Origin of the sequence: Teichococcus aerophilus (assembly GCF_014490485.1) — a bacterium.
In the GTDB taxonomy this organism is placed as follows: Bacteria; Pseudomonadota; Alphaproteobacteria; order Acetobacterales; family Acetobacteraceae; genus Pseudoroseomonas; species Pseudoroseomonas aerophila.
Genome location: NZ_JACTVA010000051.1, coordinates 15,945 through 35,878 on the forward strand (window position 1 = coordinate 15,945; position 19,934 = coordinate 35,878).

A 19,934-nucleotide genomic window follows, 5' to 3' on the forward strand; every position below is an offset into this window, starting at 1 on the left:
CCGAACCCCAGAGGAATGCGCCTGTGATCCATGTCATCGCCATCATCACCGCCAAGCCCGGCCAGCGGGAGGACGTGCTGAAGCTGTTCCGCGCCAACATGCCCGCCGTGCTGGCCGAGGATGGCTGCATCGAATACGTCCCCGTCATCGACGTGCCGGGCTTCGGCGGCCCGCAGGCCCCGTTGGGCGAGGATGCCTTCATGGTGGTCGAGAAGTGGGCGAGCGCGGAAGCCCTGCGCGCGCATGGCGCCGCGCCGCACATGGTGGCCTATGGCAAGGCGTCCGGCCCCATGGTCGCCAGCCGCGCCATCCATGTGCTGAGCCCAACGGCTTGACCGACACCGGCGTGCCCGATGCCCTGGCGGCGCGCGTCGCCACCCGGTTGATCGCGCGCGGGCAAACCGTGGCGGTGGCTGAATCCTCGGCCGGCGGGCTGGTGGCGTCGCGGCTGCTGCGGGTGCCGGGGGCCTCGGCCTATTTCCTCGGCGGCGGCGTCATCTACACCGCCGCCGCGCGCCAGGCGCTGCTTTGCATCACGGCCGAGGACATGGCGGGGCTGCGCCCTTCCACCGAGGCCTATGCCGCCCTGCTGGCGGAGCGTGTGCGGCAACGCCTGGGCGCCGATTGGGGCCTGGCGGAAACCGGCGCGACCGGGCCGACCGGCAACCGCTATGGCGATGCCGCCGGCCATGCGTGCCTGGCCGTGGCGGGGCCGGACGCCAGGCAGCGGACGCTGGAAACAGCCTCCGCCGACCGTGCCGCCAACATGGAAACCTTCGCCACCGCCGCGCTGGAACTGCTGGAAGAAGCGCTGGGCTGAAGCCAGGCGTGGCGGCATGCCGCGCCGGCCTCCACCGGCGCGGCTGCCAGCAATTCCTGGCGCGTGATGGCTTGAGGTGGAATCAACGGCGGGCCTGGAGCACGCGATCGAACACGCGCTGACAGCACGGTGCGTGGACGCATCATGCTCTAGCGCGTTACCTCGCGATAACCGTCTGGCACACGGAAGCGCGCCGGGTCGGCCGGGGCGAAGGAGACGCTGCGCGCTTCCAGACGAGCCTCTCCATCCGTACGCTGCTGGACCATTCGGACCATGACGTTGTCGGCGGTGATGCACAGCGTGGCGGCCAGCTGCACGCTATCCACTCGCCAGTCCGTGCAAGGCTGGTTGGCCACGCGCCCATTGCCCACCCGCGTCAGCCGCGCATCTGGCGGCAGGCTCAGCGGGTCCGGCGTGGCGGAACGCTCTGGCTGGGTGATGAAACGGCGGGTGCGGTCCACGACCATGTAGGCCTTGCTGCGGCCGAAATCGATCAACATCCAGCCGGGCTCGCCGGCGGTGGTCATGCGCAGCCGCTTGCCGCGCGCGTCCCAGCTCTGGCTCATATACACATCGGCGCCGCCATTCAGGGCGTAGGTGACCGTGACATCCCGCGTGGGCCGCAGATCCCGGGGTGCCTGCGGCGCGGGCTGCGCCAGGGCCGGCATGCAGCACAGCGCCGCCAGCAGGAAAGGCGCCGGAAAGGCATGCCGCATGGATCAGGTCCCCTCTATGTCCGCTCCATCGAAACCGCGCCGGACGCTTCACGCAAGTCTGTACCGTGGCTGGAACGTCATTCGGGCTTCGGGGCCGGGGTGGGCTTCGAGAAGGAAAGGCCGGGGAAAGAATTCCCCGGACCCCTTCTTTTCCTTTTTCGAGTTTTTGCAGGTGTGGGTGTTGATGAGGTGGTCTTGAGTGACGGCTGGGTGCGCCGGAGGTCTTGGACCTCCGGCGACTGAGGGTTCAGCCCGCGTGGCCCATTATTAAAATCATCATGCAGTTCTCAGTCCTGCAGCGCTGCGCTGAACTAGCAGAAAGAAAAGATGGGGTCCGGGGAATTCCTTCCCCGGCCTTCCCCTGACCTAGCTGCAGCGTGACCACACCCCCTTGTCGAAGTGGAAGTGGTCGCGATGCGCGGTGTTGTAGTCCGGCCCCAGCACGGCGCCGAAGTAGCGGCAGGCGCCATCGCGCACGTCGCGCAGGAAGGCGGCGGGGGCACCTTCGGCCTGCCAGTCCCGCACCAGGCGCACGTCCCGCCCATTGGCCAGGGTGAAGCCGGCGATGTCGATGGCGTTGGCCGTGGCGTGCTGGCTGCGGCGGCCTTGGTCGCGGTGGTAGACGTTGCGGCAGTTGTAGGTGCCGAGGTGCTGTACCCGGCTGACCGTGCTGCCGAAATGCGCCTCGGCCGCCGGTTGCAGTGCGTGCCGCTCGAACAACAGCCACGCGGCGGCGACGGGGCAGGTCACCATCGGCCGTGCCGGGCTGAGCACGGCGCTTTCGCCTTCCAGCCGCATCGTATCGACCAGCGGGCACCCGGTATCCGAGGCCCGGTCCGGCAGGCGTTGCGGCGTCAGGCCCGAGGCCTCGAAGGCGGCGAAGCAGCTTTCTGGCTGCATCCGCATGCGGGCCAGCTTCCAGCGCGTCATCATGTTGGGCTCGGCGCGGAAGTCCAGCGGCGCGCGCGGGTCCCACTCGGGCGGCAGGCGCACCACGCCGGCGAAATAGGCGCCGGCCAGGGCCAGCGGCGCCAGCAGGAACAGGGTCAGCAGAATACGGCGGATCATGCCTGTAACAGATGGGCCCGTGCCGGCGGGCGGACAGCGTGCCGCCACACTTTGTCACGTCACACCCTTGCCAGCGGCGCCGGGCCGCACAAGCATGACAGAGAGCTTTAGTAGGATTGCCCCACCATGCCCGTTCTGAACCGCATCGCCGATTTCCATGACGACATGACCGCCTGGCGCCGCGACTTCCACCAGCATCCCGAGCTGGCCTTCGAGGAAGTGCGCACCGCGGCCAAGGTGGCGGAGAAGCTGCGCGAATTCGGCGTGGACGAGGTCATCACCGGCGTGGCCAAGACCGGCGTCATCGGCATCATCAAGGGCGCGGCCCCCGGCCCCGGCATCGGCCTGCGCGCGGATATGGACGCGCTGCCGATCGTCGAGGAATCCGGCGTTCCCTACAGCTCCCTAACCCCGGGCAAGATGCATGCCTGCGGTCATGACGGCCACACCACCATGCTGCTGGGTGCCGCCAAGTACCTGGCCGAGACCCGCAACTTCGCCGGCACCGCCTACCTGCTGTTCCAGCCGGCGGAGGAGAATCTCGGCGGCGCCAGCGTGATGGTGCAGGAAGGCGTGTTCGACCGCTACCCGATGGAACGCGTCTTCGGCATCCACAACTGGCCGAACCTGCCGGCGGGCGAGTTCCACTGGCGCGTCGGGCCCGTGATGGCGGCGGTCGGCAATATCGACATCACCATCACCGGCAAGGGCGCGCATGGCGCGATGCCGCATAACGGCAACGACCCCATCGTCATCGCCGCCCAGATCGTCTCCGCCTTCCAGAGCATCGTGGCGCGGAACGTGGAGCCGCTGGAATCCGGCGTGGTGACCATCGGCCACATCCAGGGCGGCCACATCCACAACGTGATCCCGGAGACGGTGCTGCTGCGCGGCACCGCCCGCTGGTTCAAGCCCGAGATCGGCGACCTGCTGGAGAAGAAGGTGCGGGACCTCGCCACCGGCATCGCCACCGCCTTCGGCGCCACGGCCGATGTCAGCTTCCACCGCATGTATCCCGCCACGGTCAACGAGGAATCCTCCACCATCCTGGCGCAGCGCGCGGCCACCGCCGTCTCCGGCGAGGCACGGGTGAAGGAGCTGGAGCGGCCGACGATGGGCGGCGAGGATTTCTCCTTCATGCTGAACGAGAAGCCGGGCGCCTACCTGATGCTGGGCGCCGGCCGTACCGGCAACGACCCCGGCGTGCACCACCCGCGCTACGACTTCAACGACGAGATTCTTCCTGTCGGCGCCAGCTACTTCGCCACCCTGGTGGAACAGCTTCTGCCGCGTTGAAGGTGGGGAGACAGGCGGGCGGAAGGCGCCCATAGTCCCGCGCGGACATCAGGGACGTTTCGCGCATGACTGCCTCCCTCCGCCTGGCGCTGACCGGTGATAGCATCCTGCAACGCAGGTTGCTGAGCCGGCAGGACCCCCTGCTCTCGCCGTTGTTCGACCTGATCCGCGGCGCCGACCTGGCCTTCACCAATCTTGAGGTGCTGGCCAACGATTTCCGGGGCGATCCGGCGCTGGAAAGCGGCGGGTCGCATTTCGGTGCCCCTGCCTGGGTGCTGGATGAACTGACGGACGCCGGCTTCAACCTGTTCGCCACCGCCACCAATCATTGCCTGGACTACAGCATCTCCGGCCTGCTGCACTCGCTGGAGGCGCTCGACGCGCGCGGCATCACCCATGCCGGCGCCGGCCGGAACCTGGAGGACGCGCGCCGCCCGGCCTACCGGGAGCATCCCAACGGCACCGTTGCCATGCTGTCCTGCAGCGCGACCTTCGCCAAGGGGCAGGAAGCCAGCGCGCAGCGGCCGGACATGCCCGGCCGCCCCGGCCTGAACCCCCTGCGGTTCGAGACGATGCACGAGGTCACGGAAGCCCAGCTGGCCGTGCTGAAGGAGATCGCGCTGGGGCTCGGGATCGAGCAGTTCCGCCAGTTCAAGATCCAGCTCGGCTTCGGCCACCCACCGTCCGACCCGGCGGTGTTCCCCTTCGACACGCTGAATTTCCGCGCGGCGGACAAGACCGCGCTGAAGACCACGCCGAATGCTAAGGATGTCGCCGGCATCGCCCGCTGGGTGCGGGAGGCACGCGGGGTCTCGGACGTCGTGCTCGTCAGCCTGCATGCGCATGAGCAGAATGGGGACAAGGAAATCCCGGCCGAATTCATTCCGGCCTTCGCCCGGCAGATGATCGACGAAGGCGCCGACCTGGTTGTTGGCCACGGGCCGCATCTGTTGCGCGGCATGGAAATCTACAAGGGCAAGCCCATCTTCTACAGCCTGGGCAATTTCATCGGGCAGAACGAGCTGGTGCCGCGCCTGCCCTCCGATTCCTACGAGCGCTTCAAGGCGGACCCGGAGCTGACGCCCGGCCTGGTCTATCGCCAGCGCACCGATAACGACGCCAAGGGCTTTCCCTCCGAACGCAAATTCTGGGAAACCGTCGTACCCTTCTGCACCTTCGCCGATGGTGCCCTGGCGCGCATCGAAATCGTTCCTGTCAGCCTTGGCCTTGGCGAGGCACGCCACCGCCGCGGCCGCCCCCGGCTGGCGCAAGGCGAGGATGCCACGCGCATCCTCTCCCGCTTCGCGAGGCTGTCAGAGCCCTTCGGCACCCGCATCACGCAACGAGACAACCGGGGCGAAGTGTCTCTCGGCGGTTGACCTTTGCGCCCGGGCCGGGCCGAATGGCCCGGCACATCGCCGGCTGGAGAGTGATCGTCGCGGATTGACCAATTCAGGACGACATGACCGCTCCGAACGCCACACACGCTCACGGCCACCGTTCCTGACTGCCCCTTCCAGGACCAGGAGTTCCGCATGCGCCTTCCTACCACACCGCCGATCCGCCGCCGCACCCTGCTCGGCGCCGCCGCCGCCGCCAGCTTCGCCACGCCACGCCTGGCCCGCGCCCAGGGCAGCAACCTGCTGCGCTTCGTGCCTCAGGCCGACCTCGCGGTACTGGACCCGATCTTCTCCACCGCCACCGTCACCACCAACCACGCCTTCATGGTGTTCGATACGCTCTACGGCCTCGACGCCCAGTACCAGCCGCACCCGCAGATGGTGGCGGGGCACGAGGTCTCGGACGACAACAAGACCTGGGTGCTGACGCTGCGCGACGGGCTGAAGTTCCATGATGGGGAGCCGGTGCGCGCGAAGGACTGCGTGGCCAGCATCCGCCGCTGGGGCTCGCGCGACATGTACGGGCAGGAAGTGCTCAGCGTGGCGGACGAGATCGTGGCGGTGGACGACCGCACGATCCGCTTCCGCTTCAAGCGCCCCTTCCCCACCCTGCCGGCGGCGTTGGGTAAGGTCGGCGCCTCGCTCTGCATCATCATGCCGGAACGGCTGGCGGCGACGCCCTCCTCCCAGCAGGTGACGGAGATGATCGGCAGCGGCCCCTACCGCTTCGTGACCAATGAGCGGCTGGCCGGCGCGCGCGTTGTCTACGCCCGCAACGAGCAATACGTGCCCCGCCCGGATGGCACGCCGGACCGCACCGCCGGCCCGAAGCGCGCCAATTTCGAGCGGGTCGAGTGGCACATCATCCCCGACCAATCCACCGCCGCCGCCGCGCTAATGAATGGCGAGATCGACTGGATCGAGAGCACCAGCAGCGACATCGCACCCATGCTCTCGCGCAACCGGCAGGTGAAGGTCGCCTACGGCGATGATTTCTACAGCACCATCCTGCGCTTCAACCACCTGCAGGCGCCTTTCAACAACCCGGCCATCCGCCGGGCGCTGCTGGGCGGCATCAACCAGGAGGACATGATGCAGGCGGCCTATGGCACCGACCCGCAGGCTTGGAAGGCGGGCGTCGGCTGCTTCAGCTCCGATTCCCCGCTGGCCAACGATGCTGGGCTGGACGTGCTGAAAGGCCCGCGCGACATGGCCAAGGTGAAGCGCGACCTCGCCGCCGCCGGCTATAACGGCGAGCGCGTGGTGATGCTGCAGGCGGAGGATTACCCGACGCTGCGCGCCCTGGCCGAAGTCTCCGCCCATGTCATGCGCGAAGCCGGCATGAACGTGGATTCGCAGAGCGGTGACTGGGGCACCATCAGCCAGCGCCGCTCCTCGCGCGAGCCGGTGGAGAAAGGCGGCTGGAGCGCGTTCTGCACCGGCCTCTCCACCACGATCGACCCCGCCGGGCACCTGGCGCTGCGGACCAACGGCGCCCGCGCCTGGTTCGGCTGGCCGGACAACGCCAAGATCGAGGCGCTGCGGCAGGACTGGTTCGCCGCGCCGGACCTCGCCGCGCAGAAGCAGATCGCCCGCGCGCTGCAGACCGAGGTGATGCAGGACGTGCCCTACGTGCCGCTGGGAGAATACCGCCGGCTGCAGGCCTATCGCAGCAACCTGACGGACATGGCCATGGGGCAGGCCGTGTTCTGGAACATCAAGCGGGCCGGGTGAATGTGCGGGCGGTACCTCCTCCAGCGTGACCTCGCACAGGTCAGCAAGGTGTTCGGCGCGCTGGATGCGCCGCCCAACCACCCGCCCTCCTACAACATCGCGCCGACGCAGGACGCCCCCGTGCTCCGCCGCAACCCGCAGACCGGGCAGCGGAGCCTCGGCATCCTGCGCTGGGGCCTGGTACCGCGCTGGGCCAAGGATGCCAGCGGTGCCGCGAAGCTGATGAACGCGCGGGCGGATGGGGTGGCGGAGAAGCCTTCCTTCCGCGACGCCTTCGCCAAGCGGCGCTGCCTGGTGCCGGCTGACGGCTTCTATGAATGGCGGCAGGAGGGTGCGCGCAAGCAGCCCTATGCCGTGGCGCTGCGCGATGGCGCGCTGATGGCGCTGGCCGGGCTGTGGGAAGGCTGGCAGCAGCCGGACGGCACCTGGCTGCGCAGCTTCACCATCATCACCACCGATGCCAATGCCAAGCAGGCGCTGGTGCACCACCGCATGCCGGTGATCCTGCCGCCCGAGGCATGGCCGCTCTGGCTGGGCGAGGAACCGGCGGCGACGCCGGAGCTGCTGGCACTGCTGAAGCCCAGCCCGGCGGAGGACCTCGCCTGCTGGCCGGTGCCCGCCCGCGTCGGCAAGTTCTCTGAGAACGATGCCGGGCTGATCGAGCGCGACCCGACGGCGAACCCGCCGCCGGAACTGAACGACCCCTCCCCCTACGAACCGCGATAGGTGCTGTAGGACCACGGCGAGCACAGCAGCGGCACGTGATAGTGCCCCTGCCCCGCCGCCAGCCCGACATTCAGCGTGACGATATCCAGGAAGCCATCCGCGACACCGAAATAGGCGCCCATGGCGAAGCGCAATTCGTAGCGGCCGGGCTGGAAAGTCTCCGGCGTCAGCAGCGGCGTATCGGTGCGGCCATCGGCATTGGTGAAGGCGCGTGTCACCAGCGCACCCTCGCGCCACAGCTCCACCGCCACGCCGGCGGCGGGGATGCCTTTGGCGCTATCCAGCACATGGGTGCTGAGGGCGGAGGGCTTCATTCCGCGGCCTCCCCAGGAATGACCGATGTCAGCTCCAGCAGGTCGAAGCCACGCAGCGCGGCCAGGTGCAGTTCCGCATCCTCTCGCCACAGCGCACGGCAGATGCCGTCCACCAGACGCGGCACGCCGTATTTCATGCCGCTGATGCTGGCGCCCGAGAGGCCCATGGAGAGCGTCGCCGCATAGGTGATGCAGTGGATGCGGGTGAGCAGCGGTGCCATGCCCGGCTGCTTTTCCTGAAAGCTAAAGTCGTCCGAAAGGTAGGGCGAGACGGCGCAGAGCGCGCTCTCCTCCCCCGGCGGCGGCGTGAAGGCGTCCCGCCACAGCCGGATATGAGCGGCGAAAGGCGCCAGTTCCGGCCGCAGGCCCAGGTTGAAGGTACTGCCGGTGCCCAGGATCACCGCATCAGCCTGGAAGCGCCCCTTCGGCGTCTCCAGCTCCACCTGGTCCCCCACCATCCGTGCCCCAGCGACCGGCGCGCCCATGACGATGGAGAAGCGCGGGTCGCTGGCCACCCGGTCCCAGCTTTCCTGCGGCGGCGGCTGGTTCAATTCGAAGATGTGGCGGGTGAAGCGCCACTTCAGCAGATCCGGCAGTGCATGGTGCTGGCCGAGGAACCCGGCCTGCTCCATCCAGCGGAACGGATTGACGCGCGGCATCAGCGGCCGGCGCACCAGCATCTTTGCCTCGCCCGCGCCGGCCTCCAGCGCCGTCGCCAGATTGTCGAAGGCCGAGGCGCCGGCGCCGATCACCAACAGCCGCTTGCCCGCCAGCCCGGCGAAGTCGATCTCCTGCGCCGTGTGCAGCACCTTCTCCGCCGGGAGGGTGTCGAAGGGCGGCGGCGTGACCCAGGCGCCGGAGCCATCCATGCCGGTGGCCAGCACCAGCCGTCGGGCGCGCACCACCGCCTCGCCCTGCGGGGTGGCGAAGCGCAGGCGGACCAGCGCGCCGTCCTGCTCGATGGCGGTCAGCGCGTGGCCATGCCGCACCGGAAGGTCCAGCACCCGGCTGTACCAGTCCAGATAACGCTGCCAGTCCTCGCGGCCAATCTTGTGCAGGCTTGCCCAGGCTTCGGCGCCGTCACGCGCCTCGAAGAAGGCGCGTGGCGTCAGCGCCGGGACGCCGAGATCCGGGCCGGTGACGTGCTTTGGCGTCCGCAGCGTGCGCATCCGCGCGAAGGTGGTCCAGACACCGGTGCCGCCCGGCGCCGCGCGGTCGAACACCGCGATATGGCCCACCTTCTGCCGCCGCAGCGCGAAGGCCGTCGCCAGCCCGGTCTGGCCAGCGCCGATAATGGCGACATCCAGCACGCCCGCCGCCGCCGGCGGCATCCAGGCATGGCTGGGGTAATCGAGATACTCAAGCTGTTGCCGGACGCCGCGTTCCAGCGTGGCCAGTGCCGCGTCGCCACTCATCGGCCGACCTTTCTCTGCGGTCTGGGCCGGGCAACGGATAGCAGAACATCAAGCATGGGTGCTGGCCTTGGGCGCGGGGTGCGACGCAGCATGGCGCTGCACCCCGCACATCTGCAAGGATCAGGCCATATCAGGCACTGGCGGCATCCAGCGCCTGCATCGCCTCGGCATCCAGCTTCAACCGCGCCGCCGCCAGCAGTTCCTCCAGCTGGTCCAGCTTGGTGGCGCTGGCGATCGGCGCCACCACCGCGGGCCGCGCCGCCAGCCAGGCCACCGCGACCTGGGACGGCTTGACGTTGAGGCGGGCCGCCACCTCATCCATTGCCTTCAGGATGCGCAGGCCACGCTCATTCAGGTAGTTGGTGCCGATCTTGCCGCCACGCGCGCTCTGCGACAGGTCGGCCTCGCTGCGGTACTTACCGGTCAGGAAGCCGCTGGCCAGCGTGTAGTAGGGCGCGACGGCAATGCCCTCGGCCACGCAGAGATCCTGCAACGGGCCTTCGAACTCGCTGCGGTCATACAGATTGTACAGCGGCTGCAGCACGCCGTAGCGCGGCAGGCCAGCCCGGTCGCTGATCTCCAGCGCCGACTTCAACCGGTCCGCCTTGAAGTTGGAGGCACCGAGCGCGCGCACCTTGCCGGCCTTCACCAGGGCGGCGTGCGCTTCCAGCGTCTCTTCCTGCGGCACCTTGTCGTCGTCGCGGTGCGAGTAATACAGGTCGATATGATCGGTGCGGAGGCGCTTCAGCGACTCCTCCACCTGCGCCGAAATCCAGCGGCGGGACAGGCCGCCCCGCTCCGGCGAGAAATCCATGCCGACCTTGGTGGCGATCACCACCTTGTCTCGCCCGCCGCGCGCGGCCAGCCAGTTGCCGATGATGGTCTCCGACTCACCGCCTTGATTGCCTTCCTTCCACTTGGAATACACATCGGCCGAGTCGATGAAATTGCCGCCGCCGGCCACGAAGGCGTCCAGCAGCTTGAAGGACTGCGCCTCGTCCACCGTCCAGCCAAACACGTTGCCGCCAAAGGCCAGGGGCGCGACCGTGAAGCCGGTCTTGCCCAATGCGCGCTGTTCCATGCGGAATTTCCTCTGAAATGACAGTCACGGGGCGATCGTCGCCTGCCGGCGAGTCACCCTGTCCGATCAGGGAGCATGATCCGCACGCGGGGCGCGGTCCAGGGTGGGCGGGGAGAAGGCCGGGGAAAGAATTCCCCGGACCTCATCTTTTCTTTTTTCGAGTTTCTGCCGGTGTGGCTGCTGAGAAATCGGGCCTGAAAGCCGGTTGGGTGCGCCGGAGGTCTTGGACCTCCGGCGACTGAAAGCTCAGCCCACTTGGTCTGTTATTGAAATCATCAAGCAGCGCCCGCTCTCAGTCCGGCAGCGCCGCGCCAACTGGCAGAAAGAACAGAAGGGGGCCGGGGAATTCCTTCCCCCGCCTTCAATCCCCCGCATCACCCCGCCAGATGCGGGCGCTTCAGCCATCGGGCGAGCAGCCCATCGACCGGCCCGGCCACCAGCGACACCACCCAGGCTGCGCCGGCCACCAGCACGATGGCCGGGCCGCTCGGCAGGTCCAGGTGGTAAGAGAGCAGCAGGCCGGTGAGGCTGGAGAAGATGGCGATGCCGGCCGAGGCATAGGCCATGCCGCCGACGTCGCGGGACCAGTGGCGGGCGGCGACGGCGGGCAGCATCATCAGCCCCACCGCCATCAGCGTGCCCAGCGCCTGGAAAGCGGCCAGCACGTTCAGCACCACCAGCCCCAGGAATAGCAGGTGCCACAACCCACCGCGCATGCCGGCCGCGGCGGCGAAGGAAGGGTCGAAGCACTCCAGCACCAGCGGCCGCCAGGCGAAGGCCAACGCCACCAGGGTCAGGCTGGCGACGCCCGCCATCATGAACAGCGCCGGGTCATCGACGCCCAGCACGCTGCCGAACAGCAGGTGGGAGAGCTCGACTGAGCCGGCGCGGGTGGAGATCAAGGTGACGCCCAGGGCCAGGGCCACCAGGTACAGCGCGGCCAGCGCCGCATCCTCCCGTCCCCCCGTGGCGCGGGAGATGACGCCAGCGCCCAACGCGACCACCAGCCCGGCCACCAGCCCGCCGATGGACATGGCGGTGACGGACAGCCCGGCAACCAGGAAGCCGGCAGCGATGCCGGGCAGGATGCCATGCGCCAGCACGTCGGCGGTCAGGCTCATCCGCCGCAGCATCAGGAACACCCCCAGCGGCGGCGCGGCGAGGGACAGCGCGAGGCAACCGACCAGCGCCCGGCGCAGGAAGCCGAACTCGACGAAGGGGCCCCAGATCAGATCCAGAAACGACATGTCAGGCGGCGTCGCGCGCGCAGACCTCGGCCTCGTCCATCCAGGCCTCGGACATCATCCGGGCCCGCAGGCGGTTCTCGGCGCAGAGTGCCTCGGCGGTCGGGCCCCAGGCGATGGCCTCGCGCGCCAGTAGCAGCGTCTCGGGGAACTCGCGCTTCACCAGTTCCATGTCGTGCAGCACGGCGATGACGGTGCGGCCCTCGCCGTGCCAACGGCGCACCAGCACCAGCAGATCGGTGATGGTGCGGGTGTCCAACGCGTTGAACGGCTCATCCAGCAGGATCACCGGGGCGTCCTGCACCAGCAGCCGGGCGAACAGCACGCGCTGGAACTGGCCGACGGAGAGGCTGCCGACCGGGCGGCTGGCGAAGCCCTCCAGCCCCACGGCGGCCAGGGCGTCCAGGGACATGGCGCGCTCGGCCGTGCGAATGGCGCGGAAGGCGCCGGCGCGGGACCAGTGGCCGAACTGCACCACGTCCAGGCACCGGATGGGGAAGGCGCGGTCCACGGCGGCGACTTGCGGCAGCAGCGCGATGGAGCCGCGCGGCGCCGCCAGGTCCCCGGCATCGGGCTTGTGCAGCCCGGCGATGGCGCGCAGCAGCGTGGACTTGCCGGCGCCATTGGGGCCAACGATGGCCGTCAGGCTGCCCGGCGCGAACTGGCCGGATACATGGTGCACCGCCGCCCGCCGCCCATGGCTGAGGGTGAGGTTGGAAAGCCGGATCTCAGCGCTCATGCCGCCAACGCCCAAAATACGCCACCCCACAGCACCACCAGCAACACCGCGGCCAGCACCAGGCGGGACGCCGTGCCGGCGGCCAGCGCCAGCGGATCGGTCAGCCAGGGTTCGGGGTGGGAATGGGCGTGGTGCGGGGTCATGTTGCGTTATGTCATAACATCACACTCATCTTGGCGCCAACTGTCCTGCCTGCAAGGCTGACCACCGAAAACCATGCGCCGCCGCCGCCCGGCCGGTTACCGGCGGGTGCGAATCACCCTACCTATGGCGCATGGACTCGCTTCCCCCGCCCTCGCCCGCCGCCGTTCCCATCCCCGATCCGGAAGCGGCGCTGCGCCGCAACCTCTCCCGCTACCGTGCCTTCGCCGGCGGCCTGCTGGTGGTCATGGCGGCGCTGATGCTCGGCGCGTACTGGATGCCGCCGGGCTATGCCACGGACCTGTTGCAGGCGGCGGCCAAGGCCGGGTTGGTCGGCGGGTTGGCGGACTGGTTCGCGGTGACGGCGCTGTTCCGCCGGCCGATGGGCCTGCCCATCCCGCACACCGCCATCATCCCGCGCCAGAAGGAACGGTTGGGCCGTGGGCTGGGCCGCTTCGTCGCCAACCACGTGTTCACCGAGGCGGAGATGCGCCGGGTCATGGCGCGCATCGATGTCGCCTCCATCCTCCGCCGCGTGCTGGAGGACCCGGCCAATACCCGCCCGGCGGCGGAGGCGCTGGCGGCCAGCCTGCCGCGCGTGCTGCTCTCGGTGGAGGATGGCCGCGCCCGCCGGCTGCTGGGGCGCATCCTGCCGCGCATCGTCTCCGGCCCTGCCGCCGCCCGCATGCTGGCGCGGCTGCTGCGCACGCTGATGGCCGGCGGCCAGCACCAGCAGGTGTTCGGCCTGGCGCTGACGCAGATCCGCGTCGTGCTCTCCAGCAAGGAAGAGAGCCTGCGAGACGCGATCCAGGCCCGCGTGCGGGCCGAGGGTGGCGCCCTGATGGGCTGGCTGGCCGGCGCCGCCGTTGCCCGCCGCATCCTCAGCTCGATCAACCAGGAGCTGGAGAAGATCGAGCCGGATGACAGCGAGTTGCGCGCCGCCTTCGAGACCTGGCTGCTCGCCGAGATCGACAAGCTGGAACATGACCCGGAGCGTGCCGCCACCATCGGCCGGGCGATGCGGGAGGCGATGGCCCACCCCACCGTCAATATCTGGCTGATGGATGTATGGGACCGCCTGAAGACCGCGCTGGCCAACGATGCCGGGCGGACCGATGGGCGCACCGTCGCGCTGGTCTCCGGCCTGCTCGGCAATCTCGGTGCGTTGCTGGAGCAGGACGAGAACGCCCGCGCCCGCGTCAACGCCACGGTGGAGAGCCTGCTGCGCGGCCTGCTGCCGGGGGCGCAGGACCGCCTCTCCGGCTTCATCGCCGAGGTGGTGGGCAATTGGGACACGGCGACGGTGGTGGACAAGATCGAGCTGCGCGTGGGCCGGGACCTGCAATTCGTCCGGGTGAACGGCACGCTGGTCGGCTTCCTGGCCGGCGGCGCGCTCTACGCGCTGCTGCACGCGGTGTTCGGCCGGGTGGCGAGCTGAGCCACCCGGAAGCCAGTAAAAGACTTGCGTTTCCGCAACTAAAAGCTCGGGCTCGGCGGGGTGCGGCATGCTATGCAGCGCGCATGCTCAGGGTGGTCACGTTATCGACGCTGTTTCCGAACCCGACTCAGCCGAATTTCGGCGTGTTCGTCGAGAACCAGACATTGCGCCTGGCGGCGTGCGAGGGTGTGGAGCTGCGGGTGATCAACCCCATCGCCGTGCCGCTCTTCCCGCTTGACCTGATCCCGCGCTACCGCGCCCTGCGGCCCCTGCCGGCGGAGGAGATCTGGAAAGGTATCCAGGTCGCCCGCCCGCGCCTGCGGGTCATGCCCGGCGTCAGTGGCCCGCTGAACCCGACGCTGACCGCGCACGCGGCCCGGCCGGTGCTGCGGCGCTGGCGGGAGGAGGGTTTCGCGTTCGACGTCATTGACGCCCAATTTTTCTATCCCGACGGCCCGGCCGCCGCCGCGCTGGCGGAGGAGTTCGGCGTCCCCTTCTCGGTCAAGGCACGTGGGGCGGATATCCACTACTGGGGCCGCCGCCCGGGCTGCCGCGCCCAGGTGTTGCGGGCGGCGCAGCAGGCCAAGGGCATGCTGGCCGTGGCGCAATCCCTGCGGCAGGACATGGTGGCCATGGGCATGGATGCCGGGCGCATCGCCGTGCACTACACCGGCGTCGACCTGGAGCGCTTCCACCCGCAGGACCGCGCCGGCGCAAAGCAGCTGCTGGGCATCGACGGCCCGCTGATCATCAGCCTGGGTGCGCTGATCCCGCGCAAGGGGCATGACATCGTCATCGACGCACTGGCCGAATTGCCGGGCGCCACCTTGCTGATCGCGGGCGATGGGCCGGAGCATGGCCGGCTGGCGGCACAGGCCAAGGCCCGTGGCGTCGAACATCGCGTGCGGCTGCTGGGCAGCGTGCCGCATGCACAGCTGCCGGCGCTGCTGGCCGCCGCCGACGTCATGGCGCTGGCCTCGGAAAGCGAGGGGCTGGCCAATGCCTGGATCGAAGCCATGGCCTGCGGCACGCCGGTGGTGACGCCGGAAGTGGACGGCGCCGCCGAGGCGGTGGACCGCCCGGCTGCCGGCCGCCTGCTGCGGGAGCGCACCCCGGCCGCCTTCGCCGCCGCCATCCGCGCCATCCTGGCCGACCCGCCGGCACAGGCGGCGGTGCGGGCAAGTGCGGAACGCTTTGCCTGGTCCCGCAACACCCAGCAACTGCAGGCGCATCTCACGGCCATGGTGGGCTGACGTGGCACGCTGAGCGCGCCGGATTGCTTCAGCTGGCCGCGTGAAGCACGCCATTAAGCACGGGCCCATGGGTCCGCCCTGGTTCTCCCCGGCGGACACGGTCTACGCCGCCAGTTGCACCCGCCCGGCGCCCTGGGTCTCCATGGACTGGTGCCAGGCCTGGAACATCAGGATATTCCAGATCACCCGGTTCCAGCCGCGGCCGTGCAGGGCGAAATCCTCCCATAGCTGTCGGCAGGCGGCGACGTTCAGCAGGCCGTGGCGGCCCAGCGCCTCCCGGCTCATCAACGCCTCCGCCCACTCCCGCAACTCGTTCTGCAGCCAGACCTCGACCGGCGCGCCAAAGCCCATCTTCGGCCGGTCCACCAGCGGCCGCGGCACGTGGCGGTACAGGATGGAGCGCAGCGGCAGCTTGCCCACGCCCCCGCTGCACTTCGCCTGCGCCGGGAAGCGCCAGGACATTTCGATGATGCGGTAGTCCAGCAACGGGCAGCGCACCTCCAGCGAGGTGGACATGCTGGCGCGGTCCACCTTCGCCAGGATGTCGTCGATCAGGTAGGACGAGGTGTCGACGAAGGTCATGCGGTCGATGGCGCCGGACCGGCCCAGGTTGAAGGTGCCATCGGTCAACGGGTTCGGCCGCTCCCCCGCTTCGGCCAGGTAGGCGCCGGGGTCGAGGGATTGCGACACCAGCATCTCGTGCACGCGGTCCGGGTCACCATGGTCCAGCAGGCCACCCAGCAACAGCAGGCGGCGCTGCATGCGCGTGCTGCTCCAGCGCCCGGCGGGGCCGGCCAGGCGCGTGGCCATACCGCTGGCCAGCGCACGCCCAAAGGCCGGCAGACTGGTGCGGCGGGAGAGCCACTGATCGATCGCGGCGTAGCGCGCGTAGCCGGCGAACAGCTCGTCACCGCCATCGCCGGAGAGCGCCACGGTCACGCTGCTGCGCGCCAGCCGGCAGAGCAGCGTCGTCGGGATCATCGAATCGTCGGCGAAGGGCTCATCCAGGATGCCAGGCAAGTCCGTCACCACGCCGATCAGCTCGGCGGGCGTCACGTAGAGCTCCTCATGCAGCGTGCCGAGATGCCCGGCGACGGAGCGGGCATGCTCTGCCTCGTTCCATTCCTTCACCGCGAAGCCGATGGAGAAGCTGCGCACCTGGCTGCCAGAGCCCGCGGCCATCATCGCCGTCACCAGGCTGGAATCGACGCCGCCGGAGAGAAACGCGCCAACCGGCACGTCAGCCACCATGCGGCGGGCGACGGCATCCTGGATCAGCGCCTCCAGCTCCTCCTCCGTCGCCTCCTGGCCGGAGGCCTGCGCATCCAGCCCAGCCAGGGCGACGTCGCGCAGGTCCCAGTAGGGCATGGGGCGCAGCGCCGTGCCAGGTTCCGTTCGTGCATCCACCCGCAGCAGCGTGCCGCCGGGCAGCTTGCTGATGGCGGCGAAGATCGTCCGCTCCCCCGGCACATAGCCAAGCTGCAGGAACTCGGAGAGCGATTCGGTGGAGATGCTGAAATCGAACTGCGGATGCGGCCAGAGCGACTTCAGTTCCGACCCGAACAGGAAGGACTGGCCGGCCCAGCCATAATAGAGCGGCTTCTTGCCGATGCGGTCCCGCGCCAGCCAGAGCGCGCGCTCCATCCGGTCCCAGATACCGAAGGCGAACATGCCGTTGGCGCGGCCGATCGCGGCCTCCACGCCCCAGAGGGCAATGGCTTCCACCATCACCTCGGTATCCGAATGCCCGCGCCAGGGCACGGCGCCGCGCACGCTCTCGATCTCGGCGCGGATTTCCTGGAAATTGTAGATCTCGCCGTTCATCACCACGGCGTAGCGACCGTCGGCCGAGAGCATCGGCTGGTGGCCGGCGGGCGACAGGTCGATGATCGACAGGCGCCGGAAGCCCAGCGCCATGCCGGAGCGGTCCAGCCAGCTGCCGCTGTCATCCGGCCCGCGATGCACAAGGCGGTCCCGCATGCGCGCGATCAGCCCATAGGCCTGCGCATCATCGGCGATGCCATGTGGTGTATAAAAGCCGACGATGCCGCACATGCCGATCAATCCCTCTGCAACTGCACCAACGCCGCATATCGGCCGGCCGTTTTCCTCCCCAGGCGGAGTCTTCGCGCAACGCCGCCCGTGAGCATTAGCAATAACGCGAAAACGATGCAAAACATCAACGAATGGACATGTTTCAGCCATCGCGGCTTCACGTTATCGCGCTGCACACGCCGCCCCGCAGATGAATGATACGCGCAGCAACGCCTCAGTGGCTGGAAAGATGGCCTGAAGCGATCTGCCGGCTGATCGACGAGCCTGACGCAACGGCGCCTCCGATACCGCGTGACCGCGGATGCCGGCGCGCCCGTTCCACCAATGCCTGCGGCCCAGGCCCGGCCGAAACACGGGTGATGCGCGTCCCCCTTCCGGCCGCAAACAGCCAGGAATTCCTCGCCGGGCCGCCAGACCGGCAGAGGCCGCCAGGGCTGGCCGGCCGCGCCGTGCCAAGGTCCGCCCGGTGTTGCCGGCTTGCCCTGGCCGGCCTCCCCGCGCTAAACCCCGCCCCCGACCGCCTTCAGGCCCTGCCTGGAGCGCGGCCCTTTTCGTTCCTTCAAGCGTCTCGCAATAGACACAGGTGCCCAGCCCATGAAGCAGCAGGCCAACCAGATGCGCCCCGGCCAGGTCATCGAGTACGAGGGCCGTCGCTGGACCGTGCTGAAGATCGCCATCATCACCCCGGGCAAGGGCGGCGCCTTCATCCAGGTCGAGATGCGCGACATCAAGACGGGCACCAAGAAGGACGATCGCTGGCGCACCGCCGACACCGTCGAGCGCCTGACCACCGAGGACAAGGAGTTCACCTACTCCTACGCCGACGGTGAGAACCTGGTGCTGATGGATCCCGAGACCTTCGAGCAGACCGTGGTTCCCGCCGCGATCCTGGGCGACCGCCTGCCCTTCCTGGAAGAGAACATGACGGTCTCCGTCAAGCTCATCGAGGGCGACCCGGTGGCCATGGACCTGCCGCAGAACGTGACGCTGGAAGTGGCCGAGGCCGACCCGGTGGTGAAGGGACAGACCGCCTCCTCCTCCTACAAGCCGGCCCTGCTCTCCAACGGCGTCAAGACGCTGGTGCCCCCCTTCATCACGGCCGGCGAGCGGATCGTGGTGAAGACCGAGGACGGCTCCTACGTCGAGCGCGCCAAGGGCTGACGCCCGCTGCCCGGCGCGCCCGCGCGCCGGGGACTGACGGGGACGGCACGCCGCCCCCAACCCCCGATCGCCGCGCGCTGGCAGGGCCAAGCCCCGCCGCCGCGGCCTTTTCCTTTCCCGGCCTTACCGGAGTGTTCCGCCCGTGGCTTCTTCCGCCCGTCTTTCCCCCGCCCTGAATGTCGTCGTCGGCGCCGTGCAGAAGGCCGGCAAGCGCCTGCTGCGTGATTTCGGCGAGGTCGAGCAGCTGCAGGTCAGCGTGAAGGGCCCGGGCGACTTCGTCTCCCAGGCCGACCTCCGCTCGGAGGAGACGCTGCGGGCCGAGCTGGGGCGCGCCCGCCCGAACTTCGCCTTCCTGGGCGAGGAAGGCGGCCAGACCGGTGCCGATGACTGGGAATGGCGCTGGGTGATCGACCCGCTGGACGGCACCACCAACTTCCTTCACGGCATCCCGCACTGGTGCGTCTCGGTCGGCATCGAGCGCCGCATCAGCGAGACCAGCAGCGAGATCATGGCCGGCGTCATCTACAACCCGGCCTCTGACGAGATGTTCTGGGCCGAGAAGGGCAATGGCGCGTTCCTGAACGACCGCCGCCTGCGCGTCTCCGGCCGGCGGGACATGCTGTCGGCGGTGTTCGCCACCGGCATTCCCTTCGCCATGACGCAGCGCAAGCCGGAGTTCAGCGCCATCCTGGCCAAGCTGATGCCGCAGGTCGCCGGCGTCCGCCGCATGGGCGCCGCGGCGCTGGACCTCGCCTGGACCGCCGCCGGCCGGTACGAGGGCTACTGGGAGCTGGGCATCAAGCCGTGGGACATCGCGGCCGGCATGATCATCCTGAAGGAAGCGGGCGGCTACATCACTTCGCCGGATGGCGGTGACGCCTATCCGGGTGGCGACGTCGTCGCCGGCAACCCGCATTTGCAGCCCAAGCTGCGCGACGCGGTGAACGAGGGCATCGCCGCCATCGCCCGCGCCCGCGGCGAGGGCTGAGGCACCCCGCGCCCGCCCCTCCGGCGGGCACACGCTGCCGACGGCTCGCCCTCCGGCGGGCACAGGCGACCGAAGGCCCGCCCACAAGGCGGGCGCATTTACGCTGCGGGGGGATTGGGTCTAGGGTGCCGCGCAGATGCGCCGCCGCCCTTTGCCGATGATCCGCCCCGCCCCCCGCCCCGCGCTGCTGGCGCCACCGCTGGCTGCCGCCCTGAGAGCGGCGACGATGACGCTGGCCCTCTCCGTGCCATTCGCCCACAGCGCGCTGGCCCAGGTCGGCGCCCCCACCGGCGTCACTCGCCCGCCCAGCCCGGCTGCGCCCGCGGACCCCGCCGCCGCGCCGCC

General features: G+C 69.3%; 19 protein-coding genes and 1 pseudogene. 11 read left to right on the forward strand and 9 right to left on the reverse strand.

The genetic code is table 11. The annotated features are described in order from the left end of the window. The first annotated feature begins 23 nt into the window (after positions 1-23). Together IBL26_RS26010 and IBL26_RS20855 are read left to right on the forward strand one after the other, a co-directional pair. Complete coding sequence (locus IBL26_RS26010; RefSeq protein ID WP_187786447.1) at positions 24-335, forward strand: putative quinol monooxygenase; 312 nt, start codon at positions 24-26, stop codon at positions 333-335. Continuing rightward, the gene (locus tag IBL26_RS20855; RefSeq protein ID WP_194443673.1) at positions 332-820 is read left to right on the forward strand and encodes a CinA family protein; all 489 of its coding nucleotides are present in this window, start codon (positions 332-334) and stop codon (positions 818-820) included. The genes IBL26_RS26010 and IBL26_RS20855 overlap by 4 nt, the downstream gene beginning before the upstream one ends. Before the next feature lie 149 nt (positions 821-969). On the opposite strand, the gene IBL26_RS20860 is transcribed toward IBL26_RS20855, so the two are convergent. Then, entirely contained in the window at positions 970-1,536 is a 567-nt protein-coding gene (locus IBL26_RS20860) for a hypothetical protein (RefSeq protein WP_187786448.1), read from the reverse strand. Between the two features lie 366 nt (positions 1,537-1,902). Then, positions 1,903-2,604 (reverse strand): extensin-like domain-containing protein, encoded by a 702-nt coding sequence (locus IBL26_RS20865; RefSeq protein ID WP_187786449.1) that lies wholly within the window; start codon positions 2,602-2,604, stop codon positions 1,903-1,905. A gap of 126 nt (positions 2,605-2,730) precedes the next feature. Between IBL26_RS20865 and IBL26_RS20870 the strand changes: the two genes are divergently transcribed. The 4 genes from IBL26_RS20870 to IBL26_RS20885 all read left to right on the forward strand — a co-directional run bounded on the left by IBL26_RS20870 (position 2,731) and on the right by IBL26_RS20885 (position 7,760). Continuing rightward, positions 2,731-3,900, forward strand: coding sequence for a M20 aminoacylase family protein (locus tag IBL26_RS20870; protein ID WP_187786450.1), 1,170 nt, complete (start codon positions 2,731-2,733; stop codon positions 3,898-3,900). Between the two features lie 65 nt (positions 3,901-3,965). Further along, positions 3,966-5,279 carry a CapA family protein gene (locus IBL26_RS20875; protein ID WP_187786451.1) on the forward strand — a complete coding sequence of 438 codons (1,314 nt, stop codon included), beginning with the start codon at positions 3,966-3,968 and terminating at the stop codon, positions 5,277-5,279. Positions 5,280-5,435: 156 nt separating this feature from the next. Beyond that, a complete protein-coding gene (locus tag IBL26_RS20880) occupies positions 5,436-7,034 on the forward strand; it encodes an ABC transporter substrate-binding protein (RefSeq protein ID WP_187786452.1) in 1,599 nt (532 codons plus the stop codon). After that, positions 7,035-7,760 carry an SOS response-associated peptidase gene (locus IBL26_RS20885; RefSeq protein WP_187786453.1) on the forward strand — a complete coding sequence of 242 codons (726 nt, stop codon included), beginning with the start codon at positions 7,035-7,037 and terminating at the stop codon, positions 7,758-7,760. It abuts the gene before it with no gap. Here the strand turns inward: IBL26_RS20885 and uraH are convergent. The 6 genes from uraH to IBL26_RS20915 all read right to left on the reverse strand — a co-directional run bounded on the left by uraH (position 7,745) and on the right by IBL26_RS20915 (position 12,696). Continuing rightward, positions 7,745-8,074, reverse strand: a complete 330-nt coding sequence (uraH, locus tag IBL26_RS20890) for a hydroxyisourate hydrolase (protein WP_187786454.1) — start codon at positions 8,072-8,074, stop codon at positions 7,745-7,747. The two genes, IBL26_RS20885 and uraH, sit on opposite strands and share 16 nt — an antisense overlap. Next, positions 8,071-9,489, reverse strand: coding sequence for an NAD(P)-binding domain-containing protein (locus tag IBL26_RS20895; protein ID WP_187786455.1), 1,419 nt, complete (start codon positions 9,487-9,489; stop codon positions 8,071-8,073). Before IBL26_RS20895 ends, uraH begins: the two co-directional genes overlap by 4 nt. Before the next feature lie 130 nt (positions 9,490-9,619). Then, the gene (locus IBL26_RS20900; protein ID WP_187786456.1) at positions 9,620-10,570 is read right to left on the reverse strand and encodes an aldo/keto reductase; all 951 of its coding nucleotides are present in this window, start codon (positions 10,568-10,570) and stop codon (positions 9,620-9,622) included. 374 nt (positions 10,571-10,944) lie between these two features. After that, entirely contained in the window at positions 10,945-11,817 is an 873-nt protein-coding gene (locus IBL26_RS20905; protein WP_187786457.1) for a metal ABC transporter permease, read from the reverse strand. Between the two features lies 1 nt (position 11,818). Further along, complete coding sequence (locus IBL26_RS20910; RefSeq protein ID WP_187786458.1) at positions 11,819-12,553, reverse strand: metal ABC transporter ATP-binding protein; 735 nt, start codon at positions 12,551-12,553, stop codon at positions 11,819-11,821. After that, positions 12,550-12,696, reverse strand: coding sequence for a hypothetical protein (locus IBL26_RS20915; RefSeq protein WP_187786465.1), 147 nt, complete (start codon positions 12,694-12,696; stop codon positions 12,550-12,552). Before IBL26_RS20915 ends, IBL26_RS20910 begins: the two co-directional genes overlap by 4 nt. 131 nt (positions 12,697-12,827) lie before the next feature. Between IBL26_RS20915 and IBL26_RS20920 the strand changes: the two genes are divergently transcribed. Together IBL26_RS20920 and IBL26_RS20925 are read left to right on the forward strand one after the other, a co-directional pair. Then, a complete protein-coding gene (locus tag IBL26_RS20920; protein WP_187786459.1) occupies positions 12,828-14,132 on the forward strand; it encodes a DUF445 domain-containing protein in 1,305 nt (434 codons plus the stop codon). A gap of 83 nt (positions 14,133-14,215) precedes the next feature. Next, on the forward strand, positions 14,216-15,385 hold the full coding sequence (locus IBL26_RS20925; RefSeq protein WP_187786460.1) for a glycosyltransferase: 1,170 nt from the start codon (positions 14,216-14,218) through the stop codon (positions 15,383-15,385). A 102-nt stretch (positions 15,386-15,487) separates the two neighbouring features. On the opposite strand, the gene asnB is transcribed toward IBL26_RS20925, so the two are convergent. Beyond that, positions 15,488-17,440: an asparagine synthase (glutamine-hydrolyzing) gene (gene asnB / locus IBL26_RS20930; protein WP_187786461.1), complete on the reverse strand. Its 1,953-nt coding sequence runs from the start codon at positions 17,438-17,440 to the stop codon at positions 15,488-15,490. 594 nt (positions 17,441-18,034) lie between these two features. Here asnB and efp point away from each other — a divergent pair. From efp to IBL26_RS20945, 3 genes and pseudogenes are all read left to right on the forward strand, one after another. After that, on the forward strand, positions 18,035-18,601 hold the full coding sequence (gene efp / locus IBL26_RS20935) for an elongation factor P (protein ID WP_187786462.1): 567 nt from the start codon (positions 18,035-18,037) through the stop codon (positions 18,599-18,601). 142 nt (positions 18,602-18,743) lie between these two features. Next, complete coding sequence (locus IBL26_RS20940) at positions 18,744-19,589, forward strand: inositol monophosphatase family protein (RefSeq protein WP_187786463.1); 846 nt, start codon at positions 18,744-18,746, stop codon at positions 19,587-19,589. 136 nt (positions 19,590-19,725) lie between these two features. Next, positions 19,726-19,934, forward strand: a pseudogene (locus IBL26_RS20945) (hypothetical protein); the annotation flags it as partial.